The sequence below is a fragment of the Vibrio litoralis DSM 17657 genome (assembly GCF_000426765.1).
Taxonomy (GTDB): Bacteria; Pseudomonadota; Gammaproteobacteria; order Enterobacterales; family Vibrionaceae; genus Vibrio; species Vibrio litoralis.
The window spans coordinates 208035-232735 of record NZ_KE384567.1 but is presented as its reverse complement, the minus strand read 5'-3'; the positions used below and the strand labels follow the sequence as shown (position 1 = coordinate 232735).

Annotated in this window: 22 protein-coding genes; 9 read left to right on the top strand and 13 right to left on the bottom strand. The window is 42.0% G+C overall.

The window, feature by feature from the left end:
* Positions 1-51 precede the first annotated feature (51 nt).
* Positions 52-1524, bottom strand: a complete 1473-nt coding sequence (locus tag K358_RS0114695; RefSeq protein WP_027697525.1) for an aminoacyl-histidine dipeptidase — start codon at positions 1522-1524, stop codon at positions 52-54.
* Between the two features lie 748 nt (positions 1525-2272).
* Between K358_RS0114695 and K358_RS0114690 the strand changes: the two genes are divergently transcribed.
* The 7 genes from K358_RS0114690 to K358_RS0114660 all read left to right on the top strand — a co-directional run bounded on the left by K358_RS0114690 (position 2273) and on the right by K358_RS0114660 (position 8857).
* Positions 2273-3568 carry an NCS2 family permease gene (locus K358_RS0114690; RefSeq protein ID WP_027697524.1) on the top strand — a complete coding sequence of 432 codons (1296 nt, stop codon included), beginning with the start codon at positions 2273-2275 and terminating at the stop codon, positions 3566-3568.
* A gap of 38 nt (positions 3569-3606) precedes the next feature.
* Positions 3607-4071, top strand: coding sequence for a xanthine phosphoribosyltransferase (gpt, locus tag K358_RS0114685; protein ID WP_027697523.1), 465 nt, complete (start codon positions 3607-3609; stop codon positions 4069-4071).
* Positions 4072-4224: 153 nt separating this feature from the next.
* Positions 4225-4503 (top strand): GNAT family N-acetyltransferase, encoded by a 279-nt coding sequence (locus tag K358_RS0114680; protein ID WP_027697522.1) that lies wholly within the window; start codon positions 4225-4227, stop codon positions 4501-4503.
* A gap of 28 nt (positions 4504-4531) precedes the next feature.
* Positions 4532-5776, top strand: coding sequence for an esterase FrsA (gene frsA / locus K358_RS0114675; protein WP_404818175.1), 1245 nt, complete (start codon positions 4532-4534; stop codon positions 5774-5776).
* 85 nt (positions 5777-5861) lie between these two features.
* Positions 5862-6248, top strand: a complete 387-nt coding sequence (crl, locus tag K358_RS0114670) for a sigma factor-binding protein Crl (RefSeq protein ID WP_027697520.1) — start codon at positions 5862-5864, stop codon at positions 6246-6248.
* A gap of 175 nt (positions 6249-6423) precedes the next feature.
* A complete protein-coding gene (proB, locus tag K358_RS0114665; protein ID WP_038150250.1) occupies positions 6424-7578 on the top strand; it encodes a glutamate 5-kinase in 1155 nt (384 codons plus the stop codon).
* 28 nt (positions 7579-7606) lie between these two features.
* Positions 7607-8857: a glutamate-5-semialdehyde dehydrogenase gene (locus K358_RS0114660; RefSeq protein WP_027697518.1), complete on the top strand. Its 1251-nt coding sequence runs from the start codon at positions 7607-7609 to the stop codon at positions 8855-8857.
* A 134-nt stretch (positions 8858-8991) separates the two neighbouring features.
* On the opposite strand, the gene lipA is transcribed toward K358_RS0114660, so the two are convergent.
* The 12 genes from lipA to leuS form a co-directional block, all read right to left on the bottom strand.
* The gene (lipA, locus tag K358_RS0114655) at positions 8992-9957 is read right to left on the bottom strand and encodes a lipoyl synthase (protein ID WP_027697517.1); all 966 of its coding nucleotides are present in this window, start codon (positions 9955-9957) and stop codon (positions 8992-8994) included.
* Between the two features lie 36 nt (positions 9958-9993).
* On the bottom strand, positions 9994-10686 hold the full coding sequence (lipB, locus tag K358_RS0114650; protein WP_051241340.1) for a lipoyl(octanoyl) transferase LipB: 693 nt from the start codon (positions 10684-10686) through the stop codon (positions 9994-9996).
* 450 nt (positions 10687-11136) lie between these two features.
* Positions 11137-11406 (bottom strand): DUF493 family protein YbeD, encoded by a 270-nt coding sequence (ybeD, locus tag K358_RS0114645; protein WP_027697515.1) that lies wholly within the window; start codon positions 11404-11406, stop codon positions 11137-11139.
* Positions 11407-11657: 251 nt separating this feature from the next.
* Positions 11658-12845 carry a serine hydrolase gene (locus K358_RS0114640; protein WP_027697514.1) on the bottom strand — a complete coding sequence of 396 codons (1188 nt, stop codon included), beginning with the start codon at positions 12843-12845 and terminating at the stop codon, positions 11658-11660.
* Positions 12846-12992: 147 nt separating this feature from the next.
* Positions 12993-13778 carry a septal ring lytic transglycosylase RlpA family protein gene (locus tag K358_RS0114635; RefSeq protein ID WP_083962841.1) on the bottom strand — a complete coding sequence of 262 codons (786 nt, stop codon included), beginning with the start codon at positions 13776-13778 and terminating at the stop codon, positions 12993-12995.
* 4 nt (positions 13779-13782) lie between these two features.
* Positions 13783-14907 carry a rod shape-determining protein RodA gene (gene rodA, locus K358_RS0114630; RefSeq protein ID WP_027697512.1) on the bottom strand — a complete coding sequence of 375 codons (1125 nt, stop codon included), beginning with the start codon at positions 14905-14907 and terminating at the stop codon, positions 13783-13785.
* A 1-nt stretch (position 14908) separates the two neighbouring features.
* A complete protein-coding gene (gene mrdA, locus K358_RS0114625; protein ID WP_027697511.1) occupies positions 14909-16816 on the bottom strand; it encodes a penicillin-binding protein 2 in 1908 nt (635 codons plus the stop codon).
* A gap of 6 nt (positions 16817-16822) precedes the next feature.
* A complete protein-coding gene (gene rlmH, locus K358_RS0114620) occupies positions 16823-17293 on the bottom strand; it encodes a 23S rRNA (pseudouridine(1915)-N(3))-methyltransferase RlmH (protein ID WP_027697510.1) in 471 nt (156 codons plus the stop codon).
* Between the two features lie 28 nt (positions 17294-17321).
* On the bottom strand, positions 17322-17639 hold the full coding sequence (rsfS, locus tag K358_RS0114615) for a ribosome silencing factor (protein WP_027697509.1): 318 nt from the start codon (positions 17637-17639) through the stop codon (positions 17322-17324).
* A gap of 100 nt (positions 17640-17739) precedes the next feature.
* Positions 17740-18777: a DNA polymerase III subunit delta gene (gene holA / locus K358_RS0114610; RefSeq protein WP_027697508.1), complete on the bottom strand. Its 1038-nt coding sequence runs from the start codon at positions 18775-18777 to the stop codon at positions 17740-17742.
* 5 nt (positions 18778-18782) lie between these two features.
* On the bottom strand, positions 18783-19502 hold the full coding sequence (locus tag K358_RS0114605; protein ID WP_027697507.1) for an LPS-assembly lipoprotein LptE: 720 nt from the start codon (positions 19500-19502) through the stop codon (positions 18783-18785).
* Positions 19503-19778: 276 nt separating this feature from the next.
* Positions 19779-22373 (bottom strand): leucine--tRNA ligase, encoded by a 2595-nt coding sequence (gene leuS / locus K358_RS0114600; protein WP_027697506.1) that lies wholly within the window; start codon positions 22371-22373, stop codon positions 19779-19781.
* Between the two features lie 201 nt (positions 22374-22574).
* Between leuS and K358_RS0114595 the strand changes: the two genes are divergently transcribed.
* On the top strand, positions 22575-23057 hold the full coding sequence (locus K358_RS0114595) for a zinc ribbon-containing protein (protein WP_027697505.1): 483 nt from the start codon (positions 22575-22577) through the stop codon (positions 23055-23057).
* Positions 23058-23274: 217 nt separating this feature from the next.
* Positions 23275-24645, top strand: coding sequence for an anaerobic C4-dicarboxylate transporter DcuC (gene dcuC, locus K358_RS0114590; protein WP_027697504.1), 1371 nt, complete (start codon positions 23275-23277; stop codon positions 24643-24645).
* Positions 24646-24701: the final 56 nt, after the last annotated feature.

Genomic DNA, 24701 nt, shown 5'->3' with positions numbered 1-24701 from the left:
CGTTTCTCGAGGGCTAATCGAGAAACGAGAAACGCTAACCGAGCAACGTATTTACTCTTTTTCTGGAATATTTTCCAAAATAGCGATCATCTGCTCCCAGTAAAGTGCCACACTAGCGATCTCTACTTTTTCATCTGGTGAGTGTGGGAACTTAATGGTTGGGCCAAACGAAATCATATCCATATTTGGATACGGTTTTTTGAATAGACCACATTCAAGACCTGCGTGAATCACCATTATATTTGGTTTACGTCCATAAATGCCTTCATAAACATCACGGAAAATATGCATAATTTGTGAATCTGGATCTGGTTTCCAGCCAGGGTAAGCACCATCAAATTGAATATTTGCGCCCGCAAGTTCCGCTAACGATGCCAAAGTACCTTCAACCATTTCGCGACCAGAATCAATCAATGAGCGAACGAGGCAAAGAATGGTGATTTTGTCTTCTTCTGTTGTAATTACGCCTACGTTTAATGACGTTTCCACCACACCTTCAATATTGTCATCCATGCGAATTACGCCATTTGGACAACTATTCAACGTGGCAATAAAGCGTGATTGAACAGATTGAGTCAATGGTGAGAATTGGCTGCTAGCTTCAGTAATTTGGCTAGTCAAAGCGGTTTCGATTTGACCGAGTTCTTGTTGAACTAAAGCGGTGTATTGATTGTATGCTTCTGCCAGTTCAGCTTGTTTTGCTGTTGGTATGGCGATAATCGCTGCGGCTTCACGTGGAATCGCATTACGAAGACTGCCACCTTGGAATTCAATCACACGTAAATCTAAATTTTTCGCTTGATTGGCTAGGAAGCGAGCAAGGAATTTATTGGCATTACCGCGACCAGTATGAATATCACAACCAGAGTGACCGCCTTTCAAGCCTTTAACGGCAAGTTTTAGGGTAGTGTGGTCGTTTGGCATTGCGTCACGCTCTAGATCAAAAATGATTGAAGCGTTTACACCACCGGCACAACCCATGTAGATTTCACCTTCTTGCTCTGAATCGGTGTTCAGCAGAATATCCGCATCAAGCCAACCTTCCTGTAGTGCAAAAGCACCTGTCATGCCTGCTTCTTCATCAATGGTCAGTAATACTTCTAATGGGCCATGTTTTATGTCTGTTGAAGCGAGAACCGCTAAACATGAAGCCATGCCCATACCGTTATCAGCACCTAGAGTGGTCCCTTTCGCGGTTACCCACTCACCATCAATATATGGTTGGATAGGATCTTTAGTGAAATCGTGTGCTGTGTCTTCATTTTTTTGCGGCACCATATCAATATGCGCTTGAAGAACGACTTTCTTCTTATTTTCCATTCCCGCGGTTGCAGGCTTAGTAATAAAAACATTACCCACTTCATCACGTTTAACTGGTAGGTTTTGTGCTGTAGCCCACTCTACGATGTACTGAGCAAGTGCTTCTTCATGTTTTGAAGGGTGAGGTATTGAGCAGATTTTATCGAAAAACTGCCAGACAGGTTGAGGGGAAAGTTGACTGATTTCAGAATGTTGATTCGACACAAAAGACTCCTAACTGAATATTGCTACCCTGATGGTGTTAATAGGATAGTAGAAATATACCCTTGGTACTTGAAGTTACAGCTTTGTTGACAGCGTACTCTCGCTTTACTGCGGCGATAATTACTGTGGGTATGCGTAGTAATAAGTAGAATAATGCTACTTGAAAGGCGCGATGTACAGCATAGAGATAATATAAATACCTTCAATTGAGGTATATCAAACTTTAAAGGCTAATTATTATTACTTTTGTGTAATTTTATTACTGGATATTGTGATTTTTAATGCATATTTTTCTTTTTGGCAGTATTCTAAAATATAACTCGTAATTTAATTACCAGTAGTGTATTATCTCGTCACTTATTTAATGATAGTAAGCACGGAGTGATTGCTGTCTTAGATGTGTGCAAATATTGAGTTACTGATAGCACGTAGTCTCCATTATTTATGGGTACTCGTTATTGAAGAGATCTGATATTTGTTTGTAATACCCCTTATTGTTAAGAGTTGATGAACCGTTTAGGTTACAGAATTCTATCGCCGCCTACTGTTTAGGTGGCTTTTTTTTATCCAAATTTTAATTATCAGTAAAGTTACTTGGGTGTATATCGAGCAAAAATCATTAAAATTGATATTTGTATTAGATACAGATTGCTTTCATTATCATTATTTGGAAAACTACACGCCTTTTTATTCAAACGATTGCGCAATCGTTTAAAATTTGCTGCTAAGCACACTTTAGGGATACCACATGTTAGAAAAGTTATTTAAGTTATCGGAGCACGGTACCAACGTGAAAACCGAAGTCTTAGCCGGCGTTACGACGTTTTTGACGATGGCTTATATTATTTTTGTTAACCCTGCAATTTTATCTCAAGCTGGAATGGACCATGGCTCGGTGTTTGTGGCTACGTGTCTTGCTGCTGCAATTGGCTGTTTCATCATGGGCTTTTACGCGAACTACCCGATTGCTCAGGCGCCAGGTATGGGGCTAAATGCTTTTTTTACCTACACGGTAGTACTTGGCATGGGGCATACTTGGCAGGTCGCTTTGGCAGCTGTGTTCTGCTCGGGTATCCTGTTTATCATATTAAGCTTATTTAAAATTCGTGAGCTTATTATTAACTCGATCCCGATGTCATTGCGTTTAGGTATTTCTGCCGGTATCGGTCTTTTCTTAGCTTTAATTGCATTAAAGAATGCAGGTATCGTAGTAGCTAGTCCAGCAACATTGGTTACCGTGGGGGATTTAACCTCAATACCAGCTATTTTGGGGGCACTAGGTTTTATATTAACGATTGTTTTGGTTCACCGTGGATTTAAAGCGGCGGTAATGATTGCCATTTTAGCGATTACTGCAGTTGGTGTGCTCTTGGGCGATGTGGATTATGGCGGCATTATGTCTATGCCACCAAGCATGGCTCCGACTTTCTTACAGCTCGATTTCTCTGCAATTTTAGATGTAGGGATGATCTCCGTCGTATTTGCTTTCTTGTTTGTCGATTTATTTGATACTGCTGGCACATTGGTCGGCGTTGCAAACAAAGCTGGCTTTGTTGGTAAAGATGGCAAGATTCCACGCCTGAATAAAGCGCTACTATCTGACTCAACTGCTACTTCTATTGGTGCGTTGTTAGGTACATCAAATACCACTTCATTTGTTGAGAGTACGGCAGGTGTTGCGGTTGGTGGGCGTACAGGTTTAACCGCAGTTGTGGTTGGTGTTTTATTCCTTCTTGCATTATTCTTTTCACCATTAGCCGGTATGGTTCCAGCCTATGCAACAACAGGCGCATTATTTTATGTGGCTATTTTGATGCTATCGGGCCTTGTTAATATTGAGTGGGATGACTTAAGTGAAGCTGCGCCAGTTGCGGTAGTTTGCTTATTAATGCCGTTAACTTTCTCGATTGCTGAAGGCATCGCAATGGGTTTTGTGACTTATGCAGCGATTAAACTATTCAGCGGTAAAGCGCGTGAAGTGAACATTGGCGTTTGGATTCTAGCCTTAGTATTCTTGTTGAAATTCATTTTTACAGGTGCCTAATCGCATCTTAAAAACAATAACAAAGCAGGTTTTATTTTATGAGTAATAAATTCATTATCACTTGGGACAATATGCAAATGTATTGTCGTCAATTAGCGGCCAAGCAAATGCCAGCAGAGCAATGGAAAGGTATTGTCGGTGTTAGCCGCGGCGGTTTAGTTCCTGCTGCTATTTTAGCTCGTGAACTTGGTATTCGTTATGTGGATACGATTTGTATTTCTAGTTACGACCACGATCACCAGCGCGATATGAAAGTCTTAAAAACCATTGAAGGTGACGGTGAAGGCTTCTTGATCGTTGATGACTTGGTAGATAGCGGTGATACTGCTCGCCACATCCGCGAAATGTACCCTAAAGCTAAGCTTATTACAGTATGTGCTAAGCCTGCTGGCCAAGATCTTGTTGATGATTATATTGTCGATATTGCTCAAGATACTTGGATTGAACAGCCTTGGGATATGACGCTTCAGTTTGAAGAACCTGTGAATCGCAAGCAAAAGTAATTCAGCATCTTACTGACTGATTGATTAAACCCTGCACTACGGTGTGGGGTTTTTTATTTGTTTTGCGATGAATTGATTGGCATAACCTAGGCGGTAAGCGTTATTCTAGGTACTGAGATCCGAGCTATCAATTTTCATTTGAAGGATTTACATATGACTGCACTCAAACATGATCAATCTAAGCAGCGTTATGAAGTTGAAGTAGCCCCGAATTACTGGGCGCATTTAGACTATCTCGGACATAACGGCGTTTTAACCATCACTCATACTTTTGTACCTGATGAATTACGTGGACAAGGCTGCGGTAAAACCTTAATGGAAACGGTATTAGCTGACATTGATGCTCAAAATCTTAAAGTCCGACCAGTTTGTAGTTATGCCGTTGTATATTTAGAGCGTCATACTCAATGGCAGCATTTGCTGGCGAAATAATGATTAAAAGAACATGTGGAGATGTACCTTGGAACCAAGCAATAAGAATTTATCTGAATCACTGTTCAACAAGCATCAGCACGCTAAAGAAACGTCGAGTTTCATCACTTATTTATCAGATAGTCAGGACTTATTAGATGCCAATCAAAAGCGCAGCAAAAGTGCATGGTACCGTGCTCTACGTCGCATGCAATGGATATGGCAAGGTTTAGATCCTATTGAGATTGAATCAGTTCTTGCTCGCATTGCTAGCTCAGGTAACAAACATAACCATCCTGATTGGCTTGATACGATAGCAGGTTACCGCCCGGGAAATTGGTCGTATGAATGGAGCCAACAAGGCGCGATTCATCAGAAAAAAGCAGCGTTATTGAAAGGTGAAGCCGCTTCCGATGAATACTTTATTGCTAGCTTATGCTTTAGCGTTGCCAGTTACCCACACCTTAAGGGGGATAATCTCTCTATTCAGGCTCAAGTGCTTGCCAATAAAGCGTATTCTGATGCGATGGAACATAGCCCTTATGTTACAAAGCAACTGAAGATTCCATATAAGAACAAAAAGATCATGGCTAATCTTCATCTACCTCACACTGAAAAGTCGCTACCTGTTGTGATCGTGAGTGCCGGTATTGATAGTCTACAAACCGACATGTGGCGTTTATTTCGAGACTTTCTTGCCAAGCATGAGATAGGCATGCTTACGGTAGATATGCCAGGAGTTGGTGCGAATATCCATTGGTCAATGACCGAAGATTCAAGCTGCCTACATCAAGCTGTACTGAATGAGTTGCCAAATATCCCTTGGGTTGATCACTATAAAGTTGGCTTACTTGGTTATCGTTTTGCCGGTAATGTAATGGCAAGGCTTTCATTTATTGAGCAAGATAAGATCAGTGCTTGCGTCGCGTTAGGTGCACCTATTCATGAACTGCTATCTGATGCCACTAAATTCGGCATGATGCCTAAGATGTATCTCGATACGTTGGCCTCTCGGATGGGCAAAAATGCCGTGGATATCGAGAGTTTTTCAAAGCAAGTTCGAGCTTGGTCACTCAAATCTCAAGGTTTGCTTGCCGGCAGAAAAACGACAGTGCCAATTTTAGCTCTGGGATTAGAAGGTGATCCGGTTGGTTCAAAGATGGATAATCAAAGTTTGGCTAATTTCAGCCAAGGTGGTAAAGCGATTGAATTGAGAACTAAGTCAATTTCACAAGGGTATGATCAAGCGCTCAATTCTGCCGTCGATTGGCTTAAAGTGGCGCTCAAAAAGTGACATTTATGAGCGAATAGTGAACTATAGATAACTAAGGTCAATGGATTATTGATCTTCTTAATTATAATAATGTATGGAGAATTCAATGACTGACGCTTCTGCACCAACTCACTATCGTTTAATGACCGCTTTGAAAGCGATTGGCCCTTATTTACGTGAAGGTGAATGCGAGTCGGATACTTACCTGTTTGATTGCTTGTCTGTCTGTGTGGATGATAAAAAGTCCCCGGAATTAAGAGAGTTTTGGGGCTGGTGGTTAGAGTTAAACAAGCAAGAAGACAACTTTGTCGCCAACTACACTTTGGGTAAATACGATGAAAAAGGCGATTGGGTTGATATAGCCATCCCTAAAAAATCACAACTTGAAGTGGAAAGGACATTAGAAGAATTCCATAAAAAGCTTGTCGCTGTATTGTCTGGCGATTACAACTATACGATCAGCCTTCATAAAAATTCGGTTGATACAGTGTAATTGGCCTCAACATTATCAGAATATAGAACCTTGCAAGGCGTGTTTGTGGATTATCCGCAACACGCCTTATCTTTTACTTGTGAAATGGCGCTTGTATTGATACAACATCAAGATATTTTATACCCAAGTTACTTGGGTACACCATTTTATTATTTTCATTTTTGACAGGAAACACATGTCAACTCAAGCCTCTTCAAATCAAAGCGGAAACAACAGTCAACTTGAACCACAAACCATAGTGGTAAAATTGGGAACCAGCGTGCTGACCGGCGGTACCTTGGAAATTAATAAAGCTCGTATGGTTGATCTTGTGCGTCAATGTGCTGAGCTAAAAAATCAAGGCCATCAAATTGTTATTGTCTCTTCTGGCGCAATAGCCGCTGGGCGAGAGCATCTTGGCTACCCCACATTACCCAACTCGATGGCAAGTAAGCAGTTGTTAGCCGCCGTTGGGCAAAGCCGCTTGATTCAAGTTTGGGAATCTTTATTTGAATTGTACGGAATTAAAATCGGCCAAATGCTTCTGACTCGTGCCGATTTGAAAGATCGCGAACGTTTCCTTAATGCGCGAGACACCATTAACGCCTTGATTGATAACGGCATTGTACCAGTGGTTAATGAAAATGATGCGGTAGCAACAACCGAAATCAAAGTTGGCGATAATGATAACCTTTCGGCATTAGTTGGTATTTTATGTGGCGCAGATAAACTGTTGCTATTAACCGATCAGTCGGGGTTATTTACTGCCGATCCTAGAAAAAACCCTGATGCAGAATTAATCCGTGAAGTGAAAACCATTGATGAAACACTGCGTAAAATCGCGGGGGGCAGTGGTACAACTTTGGGTACCGGTGGCATGGCAACGAAATTACAGGCAGCCGATATTGCAAGACGCACTGGCATTGAAGTGGTGATTGCCGCAGGAAGTAGTCCGAATGTGATTGTTGATACCTTAAGTGATAATCCTCAAGGTACACGTTTTCTGGCTTTAGAAGAGTCATTAGAAAACCGTAAACGTTGGATCTTAGCTGGCCCTGCTTCTGTGGGCGATTTGGTTTTAGATGATGGTGCCGCTAAAGCGGTTATAGAGAGAGGCAGTAGTTTATTAGCCAAAGGAATAACGCAGACTCAAGGCACTTTCTCTCGCGGAGATGTGGTTCGTTTGCGTAATCAGCAAGGGCAATTGTTAGCCAAAGGTATTGTAAGCTATTCAGATACCGAATTAGCGCTATTGATCGGTAAACACAGCACCGAGATTGAAGCGACACTAGGCTATGCGTATGGTGCAACTATTATCCATCGTGATGATCTCGTTATTATTCAAGAATAGTTTGGCAAAAGAATTTAAGGAAAAGATTGTGGATTTAACACTAATGGGTCAAGCGGCAAAGCAAGCCGCATTTCAGTTAGCGACAGCGTCAACCGCTCAAAAAAATAAAGCACTCTCGATTATTGCAGATGAGCTTGAAGCAAACGCGAGTACGATTTTAGCGGCTAATGCCCAAGACCTTGAATTAGGGCGCCAAGCTGGCTTAACCGATGCGCTTTTAGATCGTTTGTTGCTCAATGAATCTCGTTTAGCGGGCATAGCGGCTGATGTGCGTAATGTTATCAACCTTAATGACCCAGTTGGTAGTGAGATAGACAGTAAAGTTTTAGAAAATGGCATGTCACTTTCACGTCGTCGTGTGCCATTAGGTGTCGTCGGTGTGATTTACGAAGCGCGTCCAAATGTGACGATTGATATTGCGGCACTCTGTTTGAAAACGGGGAATACCAGCATTTTGCGTGGTGGTAAAGAAACCTTCTTTTCTAATATGGAGCTGGTTAAAGTGATTCAAATTGCGCTTGAAAAAGCCGGCCTACCTGCCGCATCTGTGCAATACATTGAAAAGCCTGATCGTGAATTGGTTTCACAATTGCTAAAACTGGATGATTATGTCGATATGATCATCCCTCGTGGTGGTGCTGGTCTACACAAAATGTGTAAAGAAAACAGCACGATCCCTGTGATCATCGGTGGCTTTGGGATCAGTCATATTTTTGTTGATGAAACGGCAGATTTAGCAAAATCTATTGATGTAATTGAAAATGCCAAAGTACAACGCCCATCGGCTTGTAACTCTCTTGATACGTTGTTGGTGCATGAAAAAGTTGCTGCTGAGTTTTTACCTAAATTAGCAAAACAGCTCGGTGAAAAAGTGGCTTTAGTGGCCGAACCAAAAGCAAAAGCAATATTAGGTGAAAATGAGCAAGTACGTGATGCTCAAGAAGGTGATTTTGATACTGAGTGGTTAAGCTATACCTTAGGTATAAAAGTTGTTAGTGATATTGCGGAGGCGATTGACCACATGCAAGTGCATAATGCGAGTCACTCTGATGCCATCATGACGGAATCAATTCGTAATGCTGAATTATTCATTAACTCGGCAGGCTCAGCCGCAGTATACGTTAATGCCTCGACACGCTTCACTGATGGCGCGCAATTTGGTTTGGGTGCGGAAGTGGCAGTATCGACTCAAAAGTTGCATGCACGTGGCCCTATGGGCTTAGAAGAGCTCACAAGTTATAAGTGGGTGGGTAAGGCGGATTATCTGATTAGAAGCTAGTCCGCTGCGCGGAGGTAGCGAGTTTCGAGAGCGCTTCGCTTCGAGTCGCGAGAAAAAGCAAAAAAGATCGTGATTTTAACCACGATCTTTTCTTTTTCTAGGGACTAGGAACTCGTAGCCTAGCATCCTATTGTTTACTTAATTTCAATCCCCTGCGCTTGCATATCGGCATGGTACGAAGAGCGTACAAATGGGCCACATGCAGCATGGGTAAAGCCTAGATCTAGAGCGATTTCTTTGAGCTCATCAAACTCCGAAGGTGGCACGTAGCGCTCAACTGGTAAGTGGTGACGGCTTGGTGCTAAATATTGCCCTAGTGTCAGCATGGTCACGCCGTGAGCACGTAGATCTTTCAATACTTCGACAATTTCTTCTTTGGTCTCACCTAAGCCCATCATTAAGCCTGACTTGGTTGGAATATGCGGATGCTGCTCTTTAAACTTCTGCAGGAGTTGCAGAGACCATTTATAGTTGGCACCAGGGCGAGCTCGGCGATATAAGCGAGGCGCAGTTTCTAAGTTGTGGTTGAATACATCTGGTGGGTTGTCTTTCATTAGCTCTAGTGCGACATCCATACGACCACGGAAATCAGGCACTAAAGTTTCAATTTTAATATTTGGGTTTTTTTCACGAATCGCTTTATTACACTCAGCAAAGTGTTGTGCGCCACCATCACGTAAATCATCACGGTCAACTGAGGTGATCACCACGTATTTTAGTTTCATATCAGAAATAGTTTGCGCGAGCTTTTGTGGTTCATTGGCTTCAGGTGCATTAGGGCGACCATGGGCCACATCACAGAAAGGACAACGACGAGTACAAATTGCACCTAAAATCATAAAGGTTGCCGTACCATGATTAAAGCATTCTGCAAGGTTAGGGCAAGATGCCTCTTCACAAACAGAGTGAAGATCATTTTTACGCATGGCGGCTTTGATTTCTTGAATACGCTGACTATCAGCAGGCAGTTTTATTTTCATCCATTCCGGCTTGCGTAAGATCTCCGTCTTTTCCACGGCAACCGTCTTGGTTGGAATTAGTGCCATTTTATCAGCGTCACGATACTTAACGCCTTTTTCCATTTGGATTGGTTTACTCATAACTTCCTACTTACTTTTTAAAGCGGGCGCTGATTTTCAGCAGCTTTCTGTCGTAACCTCAACTTGGGTATATTCAAGCTGTCGAGTGATTTTTTCAATTAACACAGTTTCGACACTGGCAACAGAGTTTGGTCCGTTAACATCTTTAACTTGTATCATTTCCATGCCAGCATACCCACAAGGATTAATACGCAAAAATGGTGATAAATCCATATTGACGTTTAAAGCTAGGCCATGAAAAGTACATCCTTTTCGAATGCGTAAACCTAATGAGCAGATTTTACGCTGTTCAACATACACCCCTGGAGCATCAGGTCGTGCGGCTGATGTGATGCCAAATTCATTGAGGGTAGCAATAACGATGTTTTCGATATTGGTTACCAGCTCACGCACACCAATATTTTTACGGCGCAAGTTTATCATGAAGTAAGCGACAATTTGCCCTGGTCCATGATAAGTCACTTGGCCGCCACGGTCACTCTGTACTACTGGAATATCTCCAGTATTTAATAAATGTTCAACTTTACCAGCCTGACCTTGAGTGAAGACTGGATTGTGTTCAACTAGCCAGACTTCATCAACCGTTTGGGCATCTCTTTGGTCAGTAAATTGATGCATGGCTTGCCAAACAGGAAGGTAGTCTTGACGACCGAGTTGCCTAATCACAACATGATTTGGCGACGCAGTAGGGGATTCTAATGTCTCGGCCTGAGCTGATTGACTATCCATGAGCAAAATCCTAACGCAGAGTGATGTGTAGTGAAGGAGGCTAAAAACTGGATCAGCTAACGATTATATACCCAAGTAACTTCAAGATGCGAGTTTCAGCAAGAATAAAACAAGCTTTAGGCAAGGCGAATTGAATATGATCATAGTTATTCTATATCTGTTCAATTTAACGCAGCATAAAGTTTGTTTTAACTTGCCCTTCGGGAGCTTCATCCAAACCTTTATACAGCGCCAGATTAGTTTGAAAGGTGTTTACATTCCTTCACCAATTTTTCTTGTCTAAAGATTTGGATGATAGCTCTGAATTCTGCACCTTGAAGTCACTTGGGTATCAACTTGTTCATCAATACTAAATACGGATAAGCAGTAAGGATATAGTGGTTTGTTGTCGTTATTTGAACTGATCCAAATTTTGTTTTTATAAAACTGTCGGTTTATAAAACGTTCTCTTTATAAAACCATGCGTACGATTTCTATTTCACCAAGCTCTTTGTATAAGGTTTCAACTTGCTCAATTGAAGTGGCGGTAATCGTTACGGACACTGAGTTGTAGGTACCTTTACCACTTGGTTTGACACTTGGAGAGTAATCACCCGGCGCGTGTTTTTGAATAACACTTAAAACAAGATCTGGTAATTCTGGTTTCGCATAGCCCATAACTTTGTAGGTAAATTGGCATGGGAATTCAAGTAAATCTTTTAGTTTTGGTTGCTCTTGCATACCGTGCTCCTGAAAAGGGGAAGGTGCGATAAAGCGTGAATAGTAATGGGATTGACGTAGGATCTCAACCATCACGTACTATCCATATCGCATAGATTATGTGCTTTTATTTTAAGTCGATGGGGTATTGATTAGGAATATAAATAAAATTAACGATTTATCATATAGAGGCGTTGAGCATCAAAAAACAAAAAAGCCGCAACGAAAGCGGCTTTTGATGTTAGCAATACTACTTATTGGCTGTAAGAGACTTAGAACCAACTTTTAAATAGTAGAACAATGTAGTCGATTAGGCGGCTGAAGATACCACCTTCTTTAACATCTTCTTGAGCAACAAGCGGGTACTCAGCAACGTCTTTACCATTTAATTGATAGAATAGTTTACCAACTACTTCACCTTTGTTGATAGGAGCTTTAAGCTCTTTATCTAACACAAAGCTAGCCGCTAAGTTTTTCGCTTGACCACGAGGTACCGTAACAAAAGTATCCTCTTTTACACCTAAAGAAATTTCGCTCTTATCGCCCATCCAGATTTTTTCTTTAACAAACTCTTCACCAGCCTTGTGTGGTGCAACCGTTTCAAAGAAGCGGAAACCAAAGTTTAGAAGCTTTTTACTTTCGGCTTTACGAGAATTTTCGCTCTTAGTTCCCATAACAACAGATATTAGACGCATATCGCCTTCAGTTGCAGAAGTCACTAGGTTATAACCTGCACCGCTTGTATGGCCAGTTTTAATGCCATCTACGTGCATGCTTTTATCCCACAATAGACCATTACGGTTGTATTGAGTAATGCCGTTATAAGTGAAAGATTTTTGAGCGTAAATTTTGTACTCTTCTGGTACGTCACGAATTAACGCGGCACCTAAAGTTGCAAAGTCGTGTGCAGTCGAGTAATGCTCATCATTGTCTAGACCGTGAACATTTACAAAGTGAGAATTCACCATGCCGATTTTTTGTGCCCATTGGTTCATCAAATCAACAAATGAATCTTCAGAACCGGCAATGTGTTCAGCCATAGCAACACAAGCATCGTTACCCGAAGTGACAATAATGCCTTGGTTTAACTTATCAACCGTTACGGTTTTTCCAACTTCAATGAACATTTTTGAAGAATCAGGGAAGTTTTTCGCCCAAGCGTTTTCGCTGATCACAACTTCATCAGAGCGTGAAATACTACCAGACTTAAGCTCTTGTCCAATCACATAGCTAGTCAGCATTTTAGTTAAGCTCGCAGGGTGGCGACGCTCATCCATATTTTTCTCAGCTAAGATTTTTCCTGAATGGTAATCCATTAACACAAAGCTTTGTGCGGCAATTTCTGGAGCATTAGGCACTACGATAGGATCGGATGCAGAAGCATTCAATGAAATCAAAGATGCTGAAAGTGCCAATGAAGGTGTTAGCAGAGATTTTAGATATTTAGCTGTATTTTTCATGTGATAAATGCAATCAATATTTTAAGTGAACGTATATTTTTCGTATTCTAACAGAAACTTTTCCAGAAATCAGATATGGATCAAAGTCTACGAAAACTGACAATATCGTTTAACCGTTGGACGATAAAGAGCGAAGGTTTGTTGATTCTATTTACGCGCTCGGTGTTTCATAAAGGCGGATTGGTAGCCGCTTTGTTGAAGCTTATGAAGCACTTCATTCGCTTGGTTTTGGTCTTTCCAAGGGCCAAGCATGATGCGATTAATACTGCTCGAATTTTCGACACTGTATTGTGATGCGTATGTTTGACCAAGATTTTTCGCTAAAGTTCGCGCTTTTTCGGAATCAGAAACGGCAGCGACTTGAATCAGATATTCTTGTTTTGAATAAGCATGATCTACCTTGCTTTTAGGAACCGTAATATAGTCAATTTTGACTGGAGCAGTACCTGCTTGGTAGACACCGAGTTTGTAAGCTGCGGCGTAACTTAAATCTATAATGCGACCGTCATGAAACGGTCCGCGGTCGTTAATTCGAACGATAGCCGTCTTACCATTTGCGGTATTGGTGACTTTGACATAGCTAGGAATAGGCAAGGTTTTGTGTGCCGCAGACATGGAATACATATCGTACACTTCACCGTTTGACGTCAAATGACCATGAAATTTCTTACCATACCAAGAGGCATAACCTGATTGCGTGAAATTTTTGGTATCTCTTACGATTTTATAATCTTTACCACGTAGGCTGTAGTCACGGTTGCCACCACGGCTAAAAGGCTCATAGCGAGGATGGGCATCTTCTACATTGGCGACAGAAATAGGATCTTCAGGTGCGACATCATCAGATAGTTTGTATCGCTCATCTGGAGATGATGAGCAACCTGCTAAAAGAGTGAGGGCCATCCATAGGCCGTAACGGCAATATTTTTTCATTAATTTAATTCGCCTTTGAAAGCATTTTTCTATGAGTGTGAATTGACATTAAAATACCGAAACCAACCAACAGAGTGATCATCGAGGTACCGCCGTAGCTGATTAGCGGCAAAGGTACACCAACGACTGGTAGAATGCCGCTGACCATGCCAATATTTACAAAAACATAAACAAAGAAACTAAGTACAACACTGCCTGCCATCATTCGACCGAAAGCGGTTTGGGCTTGTGTCGCTAAATATAATCCTCGTGCGATGATGAATAAGTATACCGAGAGCAAAAATGTCACACCGATAATACCCCATTCTTCCGCGATAACTGCAAAGATAAAGTCAGTATGTCGTTCTGGAACAAATTCAAGTTGCGATTGGGTTCCATGCAACCATCCTTTGCCAGTCAAGCCGCCAGAGCCAATGGCTATTTTACTTTGAATAATATGGTAACCCGCTCCAAGCGGATCGGATTCTGGATCAAATAATGTTCTCACCCGAGTTTTCTGGTACTCGTGCATTAAAAAGAACCAGAGGATTGGAATGAACCCACCAATTGCAGCAGCTGCGGCAATGATAATTCTCCAGCGGATACCAGCGAGGAAAATAACGAAAATACCTGAAGCTGCGATCAGTATTGACGTTCCTAAATCTGGCTGTTTAGCAATTAAAATCGTTGGCAAACAGACCAAAATTAATGACACCACTAAGGTTCGAAATGTCGGTGGTAGAGGTTGCTTTCCTATGTACCTTGCAATCATTAAAGGCACAACTAACTTCAAAATTTCCGATGGCTGAAAGCGTGGACCAAAGCCTAGGCTTAACCAACGTTGAGCGCCTTTAGAGGTCTCGCCAAAGAATAATACACCGAGTAATAAGATAATCCCGATGAAGTATAAGCTTGGCGCTAAGGATTCCATTGTTCTTGGTTTTACTTGGGCGACAGCAAACATGACGGTTAGAGATAGCAACATTCTCATGGCTTGCTTGTCCATCATTTCATAGCTTTGCCCACTGGCGCTATACATGATCACAAGTCCGATTGCCATCAGTAATAAGATACCAAGTAACAACGGCAGATCGATATGAAGTCGCTCGAAAAATGAACGGTTTTGCCCGGTGGCAGGATCCATTTTCATACTACTTTTTATCCTCTTTATTTGCATCTGCCTCAGTGGATGAGTCAACAAGTACATGGTCAAAAATTTGACGGGCGATTGGACCGCCGACGCCAGACCCCCCCCCGGCATTTTCAAGTACCATCGCGACGATAAGTTTAGGATCTTCCAACGGTGCAAAGCCCATTAATAATGCGTGATCGCGTAAGTGTTCGGCAATTTCATCGGCATTATATTTCTCACCTTCTTTCAAACCATAGACCTGCGCGGTACCTGATTTGACGGCAGCTTCGTATTTTGCACCATAGAATGAGCGACGTGCGGTACCTCGTGAGCCTGTTGCAACCAAGTGCATGCCTTCTTTGGCGATTTCCCAATCAGAATCTTTAACCCCGGTAATGGTCGGAAATGTTTTGATTGGGCTCAATATTGGTTTTTGTTCCGGTTCTGTTTTATCGATAGTGGCCCGTAAAAGGTGAGGGGCACGCACTTTGCCGTGTGAAACTAATACCGATAATGCTTTAGCAATTTGCATCGGTGTTGCTGTCCAGTAACCTTGACCAATTCCAACAGGTATGGTGTCACCTTGATACCAAGGAGTGCGGTGGCGAGCCATTTTCCAGTCACGAGTCGGCATATTGGCGCTACTTTCTTCGTGCAAATCAATACCAGTATATTCACCAAAACCAAATTTATTCATCCATTTAGAGAGGCGATCGATCCCTAAATCAAATGCAATTTGGTAATAGAAAGTATCAACTGACTCTTCAATCGATTTTTTCACATCAACCACACCGTGCCCCCAGCGGCTCCAGTCGCGATAACCTTTATGGCTTCGTGCATGTGGGATATACCAAATTCCTGGATCATTACGGGTAGTTTTGGTTGTGATCACCCCTTCAGTTAATGCCGATACCGCAATAAACGGCTTGACAGTCGAAGCGGGTGGATAGATACCCAAAGTGGCTCGGTTTACTAAGGGACGGTTGGGGTCATTTAATAATTTATTATAGGCTTTGCCACTAATGCCATGCACAAAGGCATTCGGATCATAACTTGGGCTCGATACCATCGCGAGAACGCCATTGTCCTCAGGGTCTAAAATGATGATAGAGCCACGGCGGTGATCCATTAACTTAAAAGCGTATTGCTGTAAGTTAATATCTAAGTTCAGAATAATATCTTTGCCCGGGATAGGTGGTACGTATTTTAAAGTGCGAATGATACGACCTCGGCTGTTGACTTCTACTTCCTGGTAGCCTGATGTACCGTGTAAAACATCTTCGTAATAACGTTCGATGCCTAACTTACCAATATCACGTGTCGCTTGATAATTTGAGACTTTATCTTCTTCGGTTAAGCGTAAAATATCGCGGTCATTGATGCGAGACACATAACCTAAAACATGCGTTAGTACCGAGCCGTATGGGTAGTAACGTTTCAATGCTGCCGTGATTTCCACCCCTGGGAATTTATATTGGTCGACAGAAAACTTTGCCACTTGTTCGTTAGTTAACTGGGTTAATAATGGAACAGGCTTGTAGTGTCTAATGTGTAGTCGCTCTTTTTGGAAGGCGGCAACTTGCTCATCGGTAATGGTTAAAATTTTACGCAGTTCTTCGATGGTCTTATCGATATCAGGGACTTTCTCAGGCGTAATTTCAAGGCTATATACCGGACGGTTAGACGCCAGCAATTTACCATTACGATCATAAATAAGACCGCGATTGGGCGCGATCGGGACAATTTTAATTCGGTTATCGTTTGAACGAGTTTTATAGTCTTGATATTGCTCGACTTGGATGTAATAAAGGTTGGCTAGCAAAATGCCAACCAACATAATGATGCCCATAAACGCAACAATTGAGCGTCGTGCGAACAATTTTGCTTCAGCAGTGTAATCGCGTATTTGGCTACGTCTACGTCTCATTCTTTATTATTCTCGGTGGTACGGGTGATTAGCTGTGACGCTCCAAGCTCGGTATAGGCTTTCAGCCATAATCACGCGAACCATTGGGTGTGGCAAAGTAAGTGGTGATAATGACCAACTTTGATCGGCAGCAGCCTTACACGCTGGCGCAAGTCCTTCAGGACCACCAATTAAAATCGACACATCACGACCATCTAGTTTCCAAGCATCGAGTTGAGAAGCCAATTGACCGGTATCCCAACGTTTGCCTGGAATGTCTAATGTTATAATGCGATTCCCTTTAGGTACAGCGGCTAGCATCGCTTCGCCTTCTTTTTGCAGAATCCTTGCAATATCGGCATTTTTACCACGTTTTCCGGCTGGAATTTCGACTAAATCAAACGGCATATCACTTGGGAAGCGACGCTGATATTCGTAAAAACCATCATCTACCCATTTGGGCATCTTGGTTCCGACTGCAATAAGTTGAATTTTCACTTACTGGCTCCAACAGAGTGGTAGGGGGTTAACCCCACAGTTTTTCCAATTGGTATAAATCGCGAGAGGCTTCTTGCATGATATGAACCATGACTGAGCCCATATCTACCACGACCCATTCGCCTTCTTCTTCACCATCAATACCTAAAGCTTCAATGCCGGCGATTTTTGCTTCTTTCGCAATATTATCTGCAATTGAAGCGACGTGGCGTTTTGAGGTGCCAGTACATACGATCATGTAGTCAGTTATGCTTGATTTGCCTTTAACATCTAGCGTTATGATGTTTTCAGCTTTCATGTCATCTGCTTTATCAGCAAGAAAATCTTTTAACTCATTCAGTTGCAAAGTATTGCCTCTTTAATATGGTATTTAATGGTACTTCTTAATGGTAAGGGGAAATACCGGGTTTGGAAAGAAACCACCGAATTGAAAATCTATCTAGTGGTCAAATAGGTTGATCTAAACGAGATAACGCCGCTGTCGGTTGGCATAGTTCGATGGATAGTTGGCTGAGCTTTGGCCAGGGTTCTTGATCAAACGTTGTTTTGACCGACAGTTCTAATTGACACAACAGATGAACTTGTTTTTGCAAAAACGTTAAGTTTAATCGTTGTAGTGCCGATGTATACAGCGGGCGTTTGTTTTGCCAGATTCGATGTTGGTCAAATATTTTACCGAGAACTGCGCCATGATCAAAAGCTTGTCTCATTTCGATGAGTAGAAAGAGCTCTTTTTGTATGGTGCGCAGTAATATGATCGCTTCTTGGCCTTCTGCTTGTAGTTGACGCAAGATTCGCTGGGCTCGTTTGGCTTGCCCGGCGAGGAGAGCATCGGTCCATTGAAAAGGGGTAAAGTGGTTGTGTCGGCTTAGTGATGTCTCAACTCTTGGTAGGGTCAGATTACCGTCTGGGTACAATAATGCTAATTTCTCTAAGCTTTGTGCCAGTGCCAGTAAGTTACCTTCATGCCATTGCGCCAGCATTTGTACAGCTTCGGCATCGGGCGTGAGTTTTAATTTACGACAGCGTTGTTGGACAAACTGTGGTAACTGGCGCAACTCCGGGCTATTACAACTAACTAGTAGACCATTTTGATGCAGAGCTTTAAACCACTTGGTATTTTCTTGAGTACGCGACAGCTTATTGCCAATCACGACCAATAAAATGTCAGGATTTAGCATGTCTGCTAAGTTAACCAGTTCTTTGGCGTTCGCGGCGGTGACACCTGTTTCTGGAATTTCTAACTCAATAATCTGCTGATTAGAAAATAAGCTTAACGCTTGGCAGCAATCAAATATCTGATTCCAATCAACTTGCTTGTCGAGAGTAAATCGCTGTTTATCTAAGAAGCCTTTCTCTTTGGCCTGTTTATACAAAAGATCTTTGCTTTCTTGCAGCAATAAAGGCTCATTCCCCATTAGTAAATAAATAGGGAAGGATTTTCGTTCTAGATTTTCAGCCAGTTTATCGGCAAATATACGCATGGTGATTACGGCGTTTCAGTTTGAGAATCGCTGGTGACAGACTCGTCACTATCGCTTGATACTTTACTAGCGCTTGATACTTCACTGGTAGAAGTCGTTTGTTCTACGCCTTCATCAATAGTGATGGTTTCTGGTTGATTCTTAGTACCATCAATATCGGTTGGGAAATCTTGTAATTCATCACTTCCTGCTGGAGTAACGATGAGTTGGGCTTTCAAACGTGCCATTTGACGGAGAATTTGCTCAGCGGCTTGCTCTCGCATCTCTTCAACAATCAGATCTCGTTCAACCGATTTTGCCAATGCGGCTAATGGGTTATCTAAGTAACTACGAGTAATATTGACGTTAAAGGTTTTTTTGTCATAACTCGGAACCGACACACGGTAAGACACGCGGTAAGACAATTCATATTCCGCCGCTCGTGAGTTTTGGTACAAGGATAAGGTTCGACCATTATCACTGTCATCATTGGCGGCTTCACTTATTAGATGTAGGTTAGTGATATTGGAACCTGGTGAGACAACATCCACACCGTTAAGGCGTAATTGGTTTTTTACATCACGAGTAATTTGGTTATAAGAGTCAAAACTGGTAACGGAAATGGTTGAAACTTCTTCGGGTAGTAGATAGCTGCCTCTGAAGTGGAAGCCACATGCACTGGTCATCATGGCTAGGCCGATAATGGCAAGAAGACGAACATGAGAACGAGAAAACAAATGTGCCACTAATGAGTACCTCAAATCGATTTAAATATAATATCCTTCGTACTTGAAGCTCCAGCATTGTTGACTGCGCTCATTCACCTCCCTATCTTTTTATAAAGAAAGTCATAGGCAAGCTATGCTCATGAGGCTTCATTCACTTGTCGCCTCACTGCAACTTCAATTACTTTGGGTATATACGTACGGTGCTTATCTTATAAATTCTTTTGTTCAAAACCTATAAGATAAGCGTAAGCACCTTGCGATGCCTACACTTTTAATTTTTATTTGTGCTTATGATTAGTTAGCAACGATATTCAATAGCTTACCTGGTACGTAAATTACTTTGCGAACCGTTAAACCATCAGTGAACTTAGTCACATGTTCATTTCTTAAGCCCATCGCTTCAATATCATCTTTACTAATATCCGCAGGAACCGTTAGTTTCGCGCGTAACTTACCATTCACTTGAACGATGATGAGTTTTTCATCTTCCACTAAGGCTTTTTCATCAAATGTTGGCCACTCACAGCTATCGACATCCGATTCACCTAAAGCGTTCCATAATTCATGACAAATATGTGGAGTGATAGGATAAAGCATGCGAACAACCGCTTTTAACGCTTCATCAAGAATCGCGCGATCTTGTGCGTTTTCTTGTGGTGCTTTACCTAGCTTGTTCATTAATTCCATGATAGCGGCGATGGCAGTGTTGAAAGTCTGACGACGGCCAACATCATCGCTTACTTTAGCAATGGTTTTATGAACATCACGACGCAGCGCTTTTTGATCGCCGGTTAACGCTGCAACATCTAGTGCTTCAACATTACCTTTAGCAGTATGCTCACCAACCAATTTCCATACACGACGTAAGAAACGGTTTGCACCTTCTACACCTGATTCTTGCCATTCCAGCGTCATATCAGCAGGAGAAGCAAACATCATGAATAAACGAACAGTATCTGCGCCGTATTTATCAACCATTTCTTGTGGGTCAATACCGTTGTTTTTCGACTTAGACATTTTGATCATGCCTGAGTGCTCAACGTTACGACCTTGGTTATCAACCGCTTTTTCGATGCGACCTTTACCATCACGCTCAACGGTTACATCGGTTGGTGCAACCCATTCTTTGGTGCCTTTTTCATTAGTGTGGTAAAAAGCATCCGCTAGTACCATACCTTGACAAAGCAGTTGCTTGAACGGCTCATCAGAAGTCACGTAACCTGCATCACGTAATAATTTATGGAAGAAGCGTGAGTACAATAGGTGCATACAAGCGTGTTCAATACCGCCCACATATTGATCGACAGGTAGCCAGTAGTTAGCTTTTTCTGGATCTAGAATGTCATCCGCTTGTGGAGAACAGTAACGTGCGTAGTACCAAGAAGATTCCATAAAGGTATCAAAGGTATCGGTTTCACGTAGTGCATGTTCGCCATTGAACGTGGTTTCTGCCCAAGCTTTGTCTGCTTTAATTGGGCTAGTTACGCCATCCATTACCACATCTTCAGGTAGGATGACCGGAAGTTGGTCAGCAGGAACAGGATGTACTTCACCGTCATCTGTAGTCACCATTGGAATTGGTGCACCCCAGTAACGTTGACGAGATACGCCCCAGTCACGTAGACGGAAGTTAACGGTTTTCTTACCTTTACCTTCAGATTCTAATTTCGCAGCGATAGCATTGAAAGCCTCTTGGAAATCTAAACCGTCGAATTCACCTGAATTAAATAACTTACCTTTTTCAGTGTAAGCTGCTTCAGAAACGTCCGGTTGGTTACCGTCTTCATCAAGAATGACCGCTTCGATGTTTAGGCCGTATTTTGTTGCGAACTCAAAATCACGTTGATCGTGAGCTGGAACTGCCATTACTGCACCTGTGCCGTAATCCATTAATACAAAGTTAGCCACATAAACCGGTACTTCTTTGCCGTTTAATGGGTGAATGGCAGTCAGGCCTGTATCCATGCCTTTCTTTTCCATTGTAGCGAGTTCAGCTTCAGCAACTTTGGTGTTTTTGCATTCTTCACAGAAAGCCGCAAGCTCTGGGTTATTTTGTGCTGCAATGGTAGCCAGTGGGTGCCCAGCCGCAATACCTACGTAAGTTACACCCATTAGCGTGTCAGGACGTGTGGTATACACTTCAAGATCAGCTTGGTCTTTTACTTTAAAGGTTAATTCAACACCTTCAGAGCGACCAATCCAGTTGCGCTGCATGGTTTTAACCATCTCAGGCCAACCGTCTAGGTTATCCAGGTCATCTAATAACTCTTGTGCGTATTCAGTGATTTTAATAAACCACTGTGGAATTTCTTTTTGCTCAACCGGGGTATCACAACGCCAGCAGCAACCGTCTTCTACTTGTTCGTTAGCAAGAACCGTCATGTCGTTCGGACACCAGTTCACAGAAGAGGTTTTTTTGTAGACTAGGCCTTTTTCATACAACTTAGTGAAGAACTCTTGTTCCCAACGGTAGTATTCAGGTGTACAAGTCGCAAACTCACGGTTCCAGTCATAACCAAAGCCTAAGAGTTTAAGCTGGTTTTTCATGTATTCGATGTTTTCGTAAGTCCAAGGCGCTGGCGCAGTTTTGTTTTTAACCGCAGCATTTTCAGCCGGTAGACCAAACGCATCCCAACCAATAGGTTGCATTACGTTTTTGCCTTGTAGACGCTGGTAGCGAGAAACCACATCACCGATAGTGTAATTACGAACGTGCCCCATGTGCAGGCGGCCACTTGGGTAAGGGAACATAGACAAGCAGTAGAATTTTTCTTTGCTTGGATCTTCTGTTACTTCAAATATTTTGCTGTCATCCCAGTGTTGTTGAACCTTTGGCTCAATGTCTTGAGGATTATAATGTTCTGATAATTTCACTTTATGCTCTTGCATCGATGATATCCGGTAATCGTAGATTTGTGAGATCGGTTAAAACCGATAATACTTGATCAGCATAGAATACCTTAAAGGGGTTGCGCACAACAATAGGTAATGTGACCCTGTATACCTAAGTAACTTCAAGAAGCGGGTTTCAACAAGAATAAAACAAGCTTTAGGCAAGATATAATTAACTAGATGGTTAAGGAGAGCAATATGTCAAAGCGTAATCAAGACTATAAAAAGCTGTTAGAAGAGATTATTGAAAGCTTAAAGCATACGCCTGAAGAGCTAAATAAAGCGCTCGATACGCCCAAGAAGATGTGGAAAGCGACTAAAGATATGACCAAAGATGAGTACGCGCTTATTAGTCGATATGTGAAATCGGATCTTAAAGAGTTTGCGGAAAATTATGAAAAAGACAAAGAAGCGATTGCGAATGACCCATTTAGAGACGTCATTGCTGAGTCTATTTGGCAAGGCTTACTTGATATTACCGATAAAACGCAAATCGAGTGGATGGAAGTGTTTCAAGATATTGAGCATAAAGGACTCTATGAAGTTGGCGATGTGATCGGGTTGGGCGCTTTAGTATGTGAGAAATGTGGCCATAGACAGGAATACAGCCACCCTTGTGAAATCACCCCTTGTGTCCAGTGTGGTAATGGTGCATTTACTCGGGTTCCATTGAAGCCTTGATCACATTATGAGCAAGTTTGTTTCATGCGATAAATCAAAAAATGTGAATTGAAGCACTTTATTTCAGCGCTACAAGACTAAAAATTGATAGAGATTAATATTTACTGTGTTGCCTTTTGGTAGTTTCTTGCAATCAAAATTACTAAAAATTAGAAGTTTTATCCCCAAACTACTTGGGTATAGCTAAAAACTTCTAAAAGATAAAAGGCAAACACTTATGTTAGAACTATTAGTTGGTCTGGTTGTGACCATTGCAGTAGGCTACTTTATTGTAAAAGGTTATAAGCCTACTGGCGTGCTCTTAACTGCCGGTACGGTGTTACTATTATTAGCCAAACCATTAGGCCACTCAGTACTACCTGAAGGTATGGAATCAACCGGTAGCTTTTTTACTGATGCACTGTTTTTCTTAAAAAATACCTTACAAGGTTATAATGGCGGTTTAGGCTTACAAATTATGTTGTTGTGTGGTTTTGCTTCTTACATGACACATATCGGTGCTAACAACATTGTTGTGAAGCAGTTTTCTAAACCTCTATCTTTTATTAAGTCACCTTATGTTCTTTTGGTAGCGGCTTATATTGTTGCGTGCTTAATGTCATTAGCGGTAAGTTCAGCAACTGGACTAGGTGTGCTGTTAATGGCGACATTGTTCCCAATGATGACGGCAATGGGCATTTCTCGTCCTGCGGCAGTGGCAGTATGTGCTTCTCCGGCTGCAATTATCTTATCGCCAACCTCTGGTGATGTGGTTATCGCGGCACAGAAATCCGGTATTCCTTTACACGTTTTTGCGGTTGAAACCGTACTACCTGTCTCTATTTCAGCCATTATCGTGATGGCGATTGCGGCTTTCTTCTGGAACAAATACCTAGATAAGAAAGACAATACGCCAATGGAAAAAGTCGATATTTCTCATATTGATACTAGCGCGCCAGCTTATTATTCTATTCTGCCATTCCTACCAATTGTGGGTGTGTTCTTATTTAATGGTGAAACCATCCCAGGCATGACATTAGATATTTATACTATCGTAGTGCTTTCTATCTTTATTGGTGCTGTGGTTCATTACGTTTCTAATCGTTTTGATGGTAAGAGAGCGGTAGAAGATTTAGAAGTATGTTACCAAGGTATGGCGGATGCGTTTAAAGGCGTAGTGATGCTATTAGTTGGTGCTGGTTTATTTGCTCAAGGTTTAATGTCGGTTGGTGCGATTGATACTTTACTTGGTCTTGCGGATAACGCAGGTGCGGGCGCAGTGGCATTGATGTTGCTTCTTACTGCTATTACGGTGGCCGCTTCAATTGCAACAGGTTCGGGTAATGCCTCTTTCTATGCGTTTGTTGAATTAGCGCCGTCACTTGCTGCGAAAATGGGTATCAACCCAGCGTTCTTGATTATTCCAATGCTACAAGCTTCAAACTTAGGCCGTACAATTTCTCCAGTTTCGGGGGTTATTGTTGCTACTTCAGGTATGGGACAAGTTAACCCATTTGATGTGGTAAAACGCACGTTCGTGCCTGTTATTTGTGGCCTAGCCACTGTGATTATCGGTACTGTGTTCTTAGTCCCAATGATGGCTAGTTAATCATAAATTGATGTTCAAAAGCTCACAGGTTTGTGAGCTTTTATTTTTTAGGAGCG